Annotated in this window: 11 protein-coding genes; 7 read left to right on the top strand and 4 right to left on the bottom strand. The window is 59.2% G+C overall.

All coding sequences use genetic code 11. The features are described from left to right. From ACIP66_RS10290 to ACIP66_RS10275, 4 genes are all read left to right on the top strand, one after another. Positions 1-678, top strand: a 678-nt coding sequence (locus ACIP66_RS10290; RefSeq protein WP_400647667.1) for a glutamine synthetase family protein, incomplete at its 5' end; no start/stop codon positions are given. A gap of 184 nt (positions 679-862) precedes the next feature. After that, positions 863-2,353: an aldehyde dehydrogenase gene (locus tag ACIP66_RS10285; protein ID WP_400647664.1), complete on the top strand. Its 1,491-nt coding sequence runs from the start codon at positions 863-865 to the stop codon at positions 2,351-2,353. 53 nt (positions 2,354-2,406) lie between these two features. After that, a complete protein-coding gene (locus tag ACIP66_RS10280) occupies positions 2,407-3,690 on the top strand; it encodes an FAD-binding oxidoreductase (RefSeq protein WP_053121085.1) in 1,284 nt (427 codons plus the stop codon). Between the two features lie 367 nt (positions 3,691-4,057). Continuing rightward, positions 4,058-4,606, top strand: a complete 549-nt coding sequence (locus ACIP66_RS10275) for a cupin domain-containing protein (protein WP_053121083.1) — start codon at positions 4,058-4,060, stop codon at positions 4,604-4,606. Between the two features lie 85 nt (positions 4,607-4,691). On the opposite strand, the gene ACIP66_RS10270 is transcribed toward ACIP66_RS10275, so the two are convergent. Further along, positions 4,692-5,123: a hypothetical protein gene (locus ACIP66_RS10270; protein ID WP_053121081.1), complete on the bottom strand. Its 432-nt coding sequence runs from the start codon at positions 5,121-5,123 to the stop codon at positions 4,692-4,694. Positions 5,124-5,378: 255 nt separating this feature from the next. Further along, positions 5,379-6,155, bottom strand: coding sequence for an NAD(P)H-dependent oxidoreductase (locus ACIP66_RS10265; protein WP_282358236.1), 777 nt, complete (start codon positions 6,153-6,155; stop codon positions 5,379-5,381). 85 nt (positions 6,156-6,240) lie between these two features. On the opposite strand from ACIP66_RS10265, the gene ACIP66_RS10260 reads away from it, so the two are divergent. From ACIP66_RS10260 to ACIP66_RS10250, 3 genes are all read left to right on the top strand, one after another. Further along, on the top strand, positions 6,241-7,134 hold the full coding sequence (locus tag ACIP66_RS10260) for a LysR family transcriptional regulator (RefSeq protein ID WP_400647660.1): 894 nt from the start codon (positions 6,241-6,243) through the stop codon (positions 7,132-7,134). Between the two features lie 325 nt (positions 7,135-7,459). Next, on the top strand, positions 7,460-7,954 hold the full coding sequence (locus ACIP66_RS10255; protein WP_400647657.1) for a hypothetical protein: 495 nt from the start codon (positions 7,460-7,462) through the stop codon (positions 7,952-7,954). Between the two features lie 83 nt (positions 7,955-8,037). Continuing rightward, complete coding sequence (locus ACIP66_RS10250; RefSeq protein WP_400647654.1) at positions 8,038-8,823, top strand: DeoR/GlpR family DNA-binding transcription regulator; 786 nt, start codon at positions 8,038-8,040, stop codon at positions 8,821-8,823. 109 nt (positions 8,824-8,932) lie between these two features. On the opposite strand, the gene ACIP66_RS10245 is transcribed toward ACIP66_RS10250, so the two are convergent. Then, positions 8,933-10,216 carry an NAD(P)/FAD-dependent oxidoreductase gene (locus tag ACIP66_RS10245; RefSeq protein WP_400647652.1) on the bottom strand — a complete coding sequence of 428 codons (1,284 nt, stop codon included), beginning with the start codon at positions 10,214-10,216 and terminating at the stop codon, positions 8,933-8,935. 145 nt (positions 10,217-10,361) lie between these two features. Beyond that, a complete protein-coding gene (locus ACIP66_RS10240; RefSeq protein WP_400647649.1) occupies positions 10,362-11,726 on the bottom strand; it encodes a glutamine synthetase family protein in 1,365 nt (454 codons plus the stop codon). Positions 11,727-11,786: the final 60 nt, after the last annotated feature.

The following is an 11,786-nucleotide window of genomic DNA, read 5'->3' as shown; positions in this document are numbered from 1 at the left end:
CGCCGTCCTGCTCAAGCGTCTGTGAAGAACATCGCCTACGACCACGAGATGGACACCACCTTCATGGCCAAGCCGTATCCTGGCCAGGCGGGCAATGGTCTGCACGTACACATCTCGATTCTGGACAAAGAAGGCAACAACATCTTCGCCAGCGAGGATCCCGAGCAGAACGCCGCACTGCGTCACGCGATCGGCGGTGTGCTCGAGACCCTGCCTGCGCAAATGGCTTTCCTCTGCCCGAACGTCAACTCTTACCGCCGCTTTGGCGCGCAGTTCTACGTACCGAACTCGCCAAGCTGGGGCATCGACAACCGCACCGTGGCCGTGCGCGTACCGACCGGCTCGCCGGACTCCGTGCGCATCGAGCACCGTGTTGCTGGCGCCGACGCCAACCCGTACTTGCTGATGGCGTCTGTCCTGGCCGGTATTCACCACGGTCTGACCAACAAGATCGAGCCGGGCGCGCCGGTTGAAGGCAACAGCTACGAGCAGAACGAACAGAGCCTGCCGAACAACCTGCGCGACGCACTGCGCGAGCTGGACGACAGCGAAGTCATGGCCAAGTACATCGACCCGCTGTACATCGACGTCTTCGTCGCGTGCAAGGAAAGCGAACTGGCCGAGTTCGAGAACTCGATCTCTGACCTTGAGTACAACTGGTATCTGCATACGGTTTGACGGTTGACCCACCGCCGTAACCCTGTAGGAGCTGCCGAAGGCTGCGATCTTTTGATCTTGCTTTTAAAAAATCAAAGTCAAAAGATCGCAGCCTTCGGCAGCTCCTACAGGGGATCGGGTTACCAGATTTTGATCGGCGGCGTTCGTCCGCCGATCACCCAATCCCCCTTGTCGAGCCACAACAATGACAACTACCCGCAACGACTGGGAACAACGCTTCCAGTCTCTGACCATCGAGTCCCGCGCGTTCATCAACGGTGAATATCGCCCGGCTATCAGCGGCGACACCTTCGAATGCCTGAGCCCTGTTGACGGCCGTTTCCTCGCCTCCGTGGCCAGCACCGATGAAGCCGACGCCAACCTCGCCGTTGAAGTCGCGCGCCAGTCTTTTGAGTCCGGCGTGTGGGCGCACAAAGCCCCGGCCGAGCGCAAACGCATCCTGATCCGCTTCGCCGATCTGATCCTGCAGAACCAGGAAGAACTGGCGCTGCTGGAAACCCTCGACATGGGTAAACCGATCAGCGATTCGATGAGCATCGACATCCCGGCGACCGCTAACGCGATCCGCTGGAGCGCCGAAGCCATCGACAAGATTTACGACGAAGTCGCCGCGACCCCGCACGACCAACTCGGCCTGATCACCCGCGAGCCTTCCGGCGTGGTTGCCGCGATCGTGCCGTGGAACTTCCCGTTGATCATGGCCAGCTGGAAATTTGCCCCGGCCCTGGCGGCGGGCAACTCGTTCATTCTGAAACCTTCGGAAAAATCGCCACTGACGGCGATCCGCATCGCGCAACTGGCGCTGGATGCCGGCATTCCGAAAGGCGTGTTCAACGTGCTGCCAGGCTTCGGCCACACCGTCGGCAAAGCGTTGGCGTTGCACATGGGCGTCGACGTGCTGGCCTTTACCGGCTCCACGGCGATTGCCAAGCAACTGATGATTTATGCCGGCCAAAGCAACATGAAACGCGTCTGGCTCGAAGCAGGGGGCAAGAGCCCGAACGTGGTGTTTGCCGACGCACCGGATTTGCGCGCGGCAGCACAAGCAGCGGCCGGCGCCATTGCGTTCAACCAGGGCGAAGTCTGCACCGCGGGTTCGCGCCTGCTGGTCGAGCGTTCGATCCGCGAGCAATTCATTCCGCTGCTGGTGGAAGCACTGCAAGCGTGGAAACCGGGGCACGCCCTCGATCCAGCCACCACCGTCGGCGCCGTGGTCGATCAGCGTCAACTCGACAACGTGCTGCGCTACATCAGCATCGGTCGCGAGCAGGGCGCCGAGCTGATTGCCGGCGGCCAGCGCACCCTCGAAGAAACCGGTGGCCTGTACGTGCAGCCGGCGCTGTTCGACGGCGTGACCAACGCGATGACCATCGCTCAGGAAGAAATCTTCGGCCCGGTACTGTCGCTGATCACCTTCGACACCGTTGAAGAAGCGCTGCAAATCGCCAACGACAGCATCTTCGGCCTCGCCGCCGGTGTCTGGACCAGCAACCTGAGCAAGGCACACACCTTTGCGCGTGGCTTGCGCGCCGGCAGCGTCTGGGTCAACCAGTACGACGGCGGCGACATGACCGCACCGTTCGGTGGCTTCAAACAGTCGGGCAACGGTCGCGATAAATCGCTGCACGCGTTCGACAAGTACACCGAGCTGAAAGCGACCTGGATCAAGCTCTAACTCTTTTACCGCGGCGGTCGCCGGCAGTGATCGGCGACCTTCGGAGAACAAACATGAAACAGCAACACGTCAACAGCTACTACGCCGCCACCCGCAACGAAGTCATCGATTTTCCGATTCTCGAAGAAGCGGTGGACTGCGATGTTTGCATTATCGGCGCCGGCTACACCGGCCTGTCCTCGGCGCTGTTCCTGACCGAAGCCGGCTATAAAGTGACGGTGCTCGAAGCGGCGAAAGTCGGCTACGGCGCCAGCGGTCGCAACGGCGGCCAACTGGTCAACTCCTACAGCCGCGACGTCGACGTGATCGAAGCGCGCTATGGCGACAAGACCGCAGAGATCCTCGGCAGCATGATTTTTGAAGGCGCCGACATCATCCGTTCGCGCATCAAGGATTACGACATCAAATGCGACTACCGCCCGGGCGGCATCTTCGCAGCGATGAACAAGAAACAACTCAACGGTCTGGCCGAGCAAAAACGCGGCTGGGAACGTTACGGCAACAACAACCTGAAGATGCTCGACGCGGCTGAGATTCGTCGCGAAGTCGGTTCCGACGCTTACGTTGGCGGCTTGCTCGACATGCAGGGCGGCCACGTTCATCCGTTGAACCTGGCACTCGGTGAAGCGGCAGCCATCGTGCGTCTGGGTGGCAAGATCTACGAGCAGTCGGCTGCCGTGGAAATCAAATATGGCGAGCCGAACGTTATCCGTACTGCCAAAGGCCAAGTGCGCGCCAAGTATCTGTTGATCGCTGGCAACGCTTACCTGCCGCAAGGTCTAGACAACCGCGTGACCGCGAAAAGCATGCCGTGCGGCTCGCAGATCGTTGTCACCGAACCGTTGACTGAAAAGCAGGCGCGCAGCCTGATCACCAACAACTATTGCGTCGAAGACTGCAATTACCTGTTGGATTACTACCGCCTGACTGCCGACAATCGCCTGTTGTACGGCGGCGGCGTGGTCTACGGCGCGCGAGAACCGGACGACATCGAACAACTGATCCGTCCGAAGATTCTCAAGACCTTCCCGCAGCTCAAAGACGTCAAAATCGACTACCGCTGGACCGGCAACTTCCTGCTGACCATGTCGCGCATGCCGCAATTCGGTCGCATCGAGAAAAACGCCTACTACATGCAGGGCTACAGCGGTCACGGCGTGACCTGCTCGCACCTCGCCGGCAAGCTGATCTCGGAAATGATCCGTGGCGATGCCGAGCGTTTCGATGCGTTCGCCTCGTTGCCGCACATGCCAATGCTCGGCGGCCGCACGTTCTCCGCGCCGTTGACCGCTCTTGGCGCCGTGTACTACTCGCTGCGCGACCGTTTCGGCATCTAAAGTTACCTCCCCGGCGACGGTCGCCAAGACCCCGCCGGTTTTTACATGATGTGCAGATCGTGCTGAATGTACGATTCGGCTGCTCCACCGCTATTTTTGTAGGAGCTGAGCTTGCTCGCGAAGGGGCCATTTCAGGCAACATCCCTGTCGCCTGAAGCACCGCATTCGCGGGCAAGCCTTGCTCCTACAGATTTCGGCGGGTGCATTTGCCCCACCGTCCATCGAACCTGCTGAGCAACACCACCAAACGTGATTTAATAGCCGCCTTTCACGGTTCCGGGACACGGGAGCAACGTGATCCGCGCCCTCGGCGCGTCACCCGCCACCCACCCCCATCGCCCTTAAGTCGTTCTCACATAAGGCTGTCATGGATACGGGTTCTCGACTCAAACTAGTACGCGAAAGCTACAAACTCTCCCAGCGCGAGCTGGCCCGGCGTAGCGGCGTGACCAATGCCACCATTTCCCTGATCGAACAGAATCGCGTCAGCCCCTCCGTCAGTTCACTGAAAAAGCTGCTCGAAGGCATCCCGATGTCCCTGGCCGACTTCTTCACCTTCGACCAGCCGCCGCGCGAACATCAATACGTCTTCCGCGCCAATGAACAGCCGGATCTCGGCCGTCATGGCCTGCGCCTGCTGCTGATCGGTGCCTCGGTGCCAAGCCGCCAGATGCGTTTGCTGCGCGAGCAATACGCGCCGGGCGCAAGTTCCGGTGAAGAGCCGATCGTGCACGCCGAAGGCGAGGAGTGCGGGCTGGTCACGCGCGGCACTGTCGAGTTGACCGTCGACGGCCAGGTGAGCGTTTTGGGCGCGGGGGATGGTTACTACTTTCCCACCACGTTACCGCACAAGTTCCGCAATATCGGCGCCGATGAAGCCGAGATCATCAGTGCAAACACGCCAGCGAACTTCTAAGCCAGTCACTCTGAGCACACTAAAAACCGCAGCGATGCGGTTTTTTTGTGGGCACAAATCGAGCGATCAAAGTTTCAACGTTTAACTACTTCGCCTTCCACTGCCCGCCGCCATTCTCACAATCAATCCGCGCCTGGGCCAAATGCTCAACGTCGTAGTAATACGTGGTCACTTGCGCATTGTCGGGGATGTTTAGCGCCTTGGCGTTTTTGTCCTTGCTGGTGGAGTGCGGGTTGGCGAGCGATTCCTGAGTGATGGTCGCGATGCACGCGGCCTGATAGTGATCCGCACAGTGTTCCACTTTGTTTTTTGTGCTGCTGAGCATGTCTTTGCTTTCGTTGCTGCAGGACCAGTCGATGGCATTCACCGGCATGCCTTCGTATTCGTAGCAGCTATGGGTTTCGATGGCCGGCACCGAGGCGCTGGAAGATTGGGTCTGGACGTCGCAACCCTCGGCCATGACGCAAGTCGGGATGATGGCGAACGTGGCGATCAGCAACAGAAATCGAATGTTCATCGGGATTTCCTCGAAGAGGGCGCCGCGTCTAACGATGAATGGGCGCTATAGAGTTTCGAGGCAGTCCGGAGGAAGGAGGTTCAATCGGTTTTGCGGGCGATCGGACGCCTGTGGCGAGGGGATTTATCCCCGTTGGGCGGCGAAGCAGCCCCAAAATCATACAACTCGGTCTGCCTGGAAAAATCCGTTTGCAGGGTTTGGCGCTGCTGCGCAGCCCAGCGGGGACAAATACCCTCCAAAGGTTTGCGGCAAACATCAAATAATGTGCGCGGAAAAACCCTGTTGATCGGGCGCGACATCATCCTTCAACGTCAACGCCGGAATCTCGTACTCCCCGGCATTCTGCTGGCGAAACGTAATCGGCCGTGTACTCCACAATTCATCCAGCCTCCGCCCCAATTCTTCACACGTCTCGGCATAGCGCGCCTCATCCATGCGGCTGGTGCGATACACCACGAACGGCGGCACCACTTCAAAACCGGGGTAATACAGAATCCCGTGCTGGATCGGAAACAGCAGATCGTCCATCGGGCCGTTGATCCCGCGTGGAGCGTAGTGCGATTCCCAGCCGCCGGTGGTGACCATCAACATCGCCCGTTTGCCTTGCATTTTCCCTTCGCCATAACGCTCACCCCAGCGGCTGTCGGAATGTTCGCCAACGCCGTAGGCAAAACCGTAGGCGTAGACGCGTTCGACCCAGCCTTTGAGGATCGCCGGCATCGAAAACCACCACATCGGGAACTGCAGAATCAGCGTGTCGGCCCACTGCAGTTTTTCCTGTTCGCGAGCGATGTCGGCGGCTTGGCTGCCTTCGGCGTACGCCACTTTTGAGTCGAGCGAGGCGTGGAACGGTTTTGTGGTGTCGCGCTCCGGGGCGTCGTCGGCGTCGAGGGTGGTTTTCCAATTCATCGCGTAGAGGTCGGAGACCTGCACGGTGTGGCCGGCGGCTTGCAGGCGCTGGACGCTGAAGTCGCGGAGCGAGCCGTTGAGGGAAGTCGGTTCAGGGTGGGCGTAGACCAGTAGGACATTCATGTTGTAGCTCCGTTGGCTGAATGACGGCAGGATCGGCGTTCAAGCGGTATATTGGAAATGAATGTCTGATATGTCTGGTATAGCCATGAATAATTTGAGACGCCTCGATATCAATCTGCTGCTCACCCTCGACGTGTTGCTGTCCGAGCACAACGTCACCCGCGCGGCGCAGCGGTTGAACCTGTCGCAGCCTTCGGTGAGTGTGCATCTGGCCAAGTTGCGCGACATCTTTGGCGACCCGTTGCTGCTGCCCGGGCCGCGCGGAATGCGCCCGACGGTGCGCGCCGATGAATTGCGCGAGCCGTTGCGCGAAGCGTTGGAGGCGTTGGAAAGGGCGGTCGCGCCGGCCAGCGCGTTTGATCCGGCGCAGGCGACGCACACCTGGAAAGTCGCTGCCACCGATTACGGCGAAACGACGGTGGTGTTACCGGCGCTCAGCGGATTACGCAAAGAGGCACCGGGCACGCGATTGGCCGTGATCGATCTGACGCCTGCGCAGTTGGTGAAACAGGCGGAGCAGGGCGTCTTCGACATCGCCCTGCACATCAGCGAAGACGCGCCGCTGGAGTTGCATTCGCGGCCATTGTTCACCGAACACTATGTGCTGGCCGGTCGCGTTGGTCATCCGGATTTGCAGCGCGTGCCAACGCGCAAACAGTTCTGCGCGTTGGAACACGTCCTGGTGTCGCGAGAGGGCGGAGGGTTTTTCGGGGTGACCGACAAGGCGTTGGCCGAGGTCGGTTTGCAACGAAAAGTGGTGCTGTCGGTGCCGCATTTTCTGATGGCGATGTCGGTGCTGGTCAGCACCGATCTGGTGGCGATGCTGCCGTCACGCCTGGTGCGCGGCAATCCGGCATTGCAAGTGGTCGACGCACCGCTGCCAGTGCCCGGTTACGAAATGGCGATGTTCTGGGGCGAACGCGCGCATCGCGATCCGGCGCACAAATGGCTGCGCGAGCACCTGTTGGCGTCGGTCTGAGACGCTGTCAGGCGTGACCAAGAGCCACCGCAAACGAAACAACGATCATGCAAGCAAACGCGAAATTGAGATTCATGAGGTGTTCATCCTGAGCCTTTTAAAGTGGGGCCATTCTGAACAGGCTGAAAGCAAAGAAAAAATTCGCCTTGTTGATTGCAATGATCGAAGTAATTGATGGCTCAATATCCCATTTGCCGTCGTTGCGCCGCTTTTTAATCGCTAAAGGTACTTAAATACTGTCATTTGTGACAGGTGTATAAGTTGTCAGCGCGGTTTACCTTTTCCAGTGTGGTTAATCTGGCGATCGGAAAAGGACGATTTAAGTATGAGCATTACAGTCGAGCAAGTTCTTCCAATTCTGTCTGGTAAGGATACCTGGAAGGCAGCGTTTGAAATCCAACTAACAGACAGTGGGGGTCAACCGGTCGGGGAAAAACTCCAATTCGATGGCAAATTTACTACCGATGGGCAGACTTATTTCTGGGGATTTGGTCCTGAGCAGAATACTGAGGGTTGGGTCTTTCGTCTTGATTTCCAACGTTCTGATTTTGTCCCCGGAGTACCGTATACCGTGGGTTCTGGTGGGTTTTGGGCGTTGTTGATTCAGGGAGGAGGTCAGATGATCAGCGGTGGGCTCGTTATTGGTGGAACTATGCATATTGACGAAATGGATCCAGACCACGGGAGAGTTCGGGGTCGTTTTGAGAATGTTGTAACTGAGCGAGGTGGGCGACCCGATGGAAGCGAGATGGAACCCGCTTATGCCAGCCGCATAACTTTCGTTTGTGAGGGAGGCACGCTAGAAATGCCTGCGCGATAGACAAGCGTTTAATGGTTGCATCCGATTGTGTTTAAGCGAGGCTTTGTCTAATCTCGCAAAAACAAGCACAAACAGGCGCAACCATGCACTATCACTCCTCAGCCGAGCTGCCCTCCCTGCGCCGGCAAAAAATCCTTCTGCTCCTCGAACGCGACGGCAAAGTCATGGCCTCCGAGTTGAGCCAACACTTCGCCGTCTCCGAAGACACCATCCGCCGCGACCTCGCCGAGCTGGATAACGCCGGCCTCGTGCAGCGGGTTCATGGAGGGGCGTTGCCGCGTCCGAAAGATTCCGGCAAGGATTACTTCACGCGGCTGGATGAGACCGATGAGGTGAAAATCCGTCTGGCGCAACTCGCGGCGCAGCAGGTCGAGGACGGGCAGATTGTGCTGTTTGATTCCGGTTCGACGACGTTGCAGGTCGCGCGGTCGCTGCGCGCGGATATCCAGATCACAGCAGTGACGGCTGCGCCGATGACGGCGATTGCGCTGGCGGAATTCAAGGGTGTGAAAGTGATTCTGGCAGGCGGGACGTTGAATCCGCGAACGATGTCGGCGGGTGGGCATGAGGCGCTGCGCTTGCTGGCGGGGATCAAGGCGGATCTGGGGATTACCGGCGTCTGCGCGATTCATCCGGAGGTGGGGATTACTTCGCTGCATTTTGATGAAGTGCCGGTGAAGCAGGCGATGCTCGATAACGCGACGCGGGTGATTGCCGTGACTACGGCGGACAAGTTGGGCGCGGTGGAGCCGTTTGTGGTGGCGCCTTGTACGCGCCTGCATACGCTGATTACCGAACGGCATGTGGCGTCGGGGAGTGTTGAGGATTATCGACGGTTGGGGATTGTTGTGGAGCAACTACAAGACTGAAGCCGCCTCCTGTAGGAGCTGCCGAAGGCTGCGATCTTTTGATTTTGATTCTAAAAACAAGATCAAAAGATCGCAGCCTTCGGCAGCTCCTACAAGGGAAGGTGTCGGTTCAACGCAACTTTTCGAGCATCTGGTAGTACCACATCCCCGCAGCCAGCATCGGATTCCCGAGCAAATCACCCATAGGCACACGAATGTGCTGGCAACCCGCAAACGTGTCGAACTGCTCCATCTGCCCGGTGATCGCGCGGCTCATGATTTCGCCCATGATGTGCGTGGTGGCGATGCCGTGGCCGGAGTAGCCCTGGCAATACCAGACGTTGTCCGAGAGTTTGCCCAGTTGCGGGATGCGGTTGATGACGATGCCCATCGCGCAGCTCCACTGGTAGTCGATCTGTACGCCTTTGAGCGCCGGGAAGGTTTGCTCGATGCACGGGCGCAGTTCGCCGGCGATGTCCCTTGAATCCTTGCCGCTGTAGTTGGCGCCGCCGCCGAACAGCAAGCGACCGTCGGCGGTGAGGCGGTAGTAATCGAGAACGAAGCGGCAGTCGTAGACTGCGAGGTCTTCGGGATTGATCTGTTTGGCCAGATCACCGAGCGGCGCGGTGGTGACGATGCCGCCCATGGCCGGGAAAATCTTGCCCTTGAGCTTGCCCGGTTCGAGCTTGTGGTAGACGTCACCGGCGAGCATGACTTGCTTGGCGTCGATCTGGCCGTGAGCGGTTCTTATACCAGGCTTATCGCCATGAATGATCTCCAGCACTTCGCTGTTTTCGAAGATCAGCGCGCCGAGACTTTCCGCTGCCCGCGCTTCGCCGATGCACAGATTGAGCGGGTGCAGGTGCATGTTGCGAGTGTTCTTGATTGCGCCGTGATAGAGATCGCTTTGCAGCAGATCGCGCACCTGACTGCGATCAAGCAGGCTGACTTCATCGCCCAGTCCGCGCCGCACGGCTTCTTCGTAGTCGTTGCGCAAATCCGGCATGTGACTCGGCTTGTAGGCCGCGTGCAGATGACCGTGTTTGAGGTCGCATTTGATGGCGTATTTCGCCACGCGTTGCTTGATGATTTCGTGTCCGCGCCAACGCAGGTGCCAGATGAAATCGTCGACGTCATCGCCGAGTTTCGCGCGCATCTGTTTGCGCATCGCGCCATCGCCGGAGAGGCTGCCGGTGACTTGCCCGCCGTTACGTCCGGTGGCGCCCCAGCCAATTTTGTTGCTCTCGACGATGGCGACTTTCAGGCCTTTTTCGGCGAGCTCGACGGCGGTGGCAACGCCAGTGAAACCGCCACCGATGATCACCACATCGACCGTGTGCCGACCTTGCAGGGTCGGGTAGTCGGTGTCCTGGTTGAGGGTGGCGGTGTAATAGGAATTGCAGCGTTCGGTCATGTCAGTGTCCACAAATTTCAAGGTCGGTACTCGATCCCTTGTAGGAGTGAGCCTGCTCGCGAAAGCGGTGTGTCAGGCAAATCATTGTTAACTGACAGGTCGCTATCGCGAGCAGGCTCACTCCTACAGGGTTATGGGCGAGGCTTTAAGCTTCGGTCAGGTACCAACGCCAATCCTGCTCACCCACTTCAGCCATGAACTGCCGGTACTCGGCACGCTTCACCGCCAGATACACCCCAAGAAACTCCTGGCCCAAGGCATCCCGCGCCCACGCCGATTTCCCCAGCGCCTGCAACGAGGTCAGCCAATCAGTCGGCAGCAATTCCTTCGCCTGCGCATAACCGTTGCCTTCAACCGGTGCGCCCGGATCAAGGTTTTCGCTAATGCCGCGATGAATGCCGGCAAGGATCGCCGCCGCCGCCAGATATGGGTTGGCATCGGCGCCGCAAATGCGGTGTTCGATGTGGCGGGTGTTCGCCGGGCCGCCGGGTACGCGCAGGCTGACCGTGCGGTTGTCGACGCCCCAAGTCGGCGCCAACGGCGCGTAACTGTTGACCTGAAAGCGGCGGTACGAGTTGGCGTTCGGGCAGAACATCAACAGCGTGTCGAGCAACGACGCGAGCATGCCGCCAATCGCCGTGCGCAGCAGCGGCGTGCCGGCCGGGTCTCCGGAAGCGAACAGATTGCGCCCCTCGGCATCCGCCAGACTGACGTGCATGTGCATGCCGGTGCCGGCCAGATCATCGAACGGTTTGGCCATGAACGTCGCTTGCATGCCGTGCTTGCGTGCGACCGCTTTGACCAGACGTTTGTAACGCACAGCCTGATCCATCGCTTCCAGCGCGTCGCCGTGTTCGAGGGTGATTTCCACCTGGCCCGGGGCGTATTCGGAGATCGCCGTGCGCGCCGGAATGCCGTGCAGTTTGCAGGCGCTGTAGAGGTCGGCGAGGAACGGTTCAATCTGTTCCAGCTCACGTAAACCGTAAACCTGTGTGTGTCGCGGTCGCCCACCGTCGGCATCCAGTGCCGGTTGCGGACGACCGTTGTGATCGCGTTTGGCGTCGAGCAGATAGAACTCCAACTCGCAGGCCATCACCGGGTGATATCCCTCGGCCTTGAGGCCGTCGATGACTTTGATCAAGAGGTGACGCGGGTCGGCGATGCTCGCTGGCATGCCTTCCTTCGGGTGCATGCTGACTTGCACGGCGGCGGTCGGAATTTGCCGCCATGGCAGGCGCACCAGGCTGCCTTCCAACGGATAGGCACGGCAGTCGATATCGCCAACGTCCCAGACCAGACCAGAGTTTTCAACATCTTCACCTTGCACGGTCAGACCGAGGATGGTGCTTGGCAGCGGCCGACCGCTTTCGTACACCGCGAGCAGTTCTTCACGGTGCAACAGCTTGCCGCGCGGCACTCCGTTGGCGTCGAGAATGAACAGCTCGATCATGTCGATATCAGGGTTTTGGTCGAGGAACAGGCGTGCGTCTTCAATCGCTGCGAATTTCATGGCAATCACTCAGAGTTGCGCCGCACAGGCGCGCAGATTCGGGCCAAGAGACAGTAATGG

This window comes from Pseudomonas sp. NPDC088429 (assembly GCF_044753305.1).
In the GTDB taxonomy this organism is placed as follows: domain Bacteria; phylum Pseudomonadota; class Gammaproteobacteria; order Pseudomonadales; family Pseudomonadaceae; genus Aquipseudomonas; species Aquipseudomonas rustica.
Note: the sequence above shows the minus strand (reverse complement) of the source record. Positions and strands in the feature narration are given on the sequence as shown.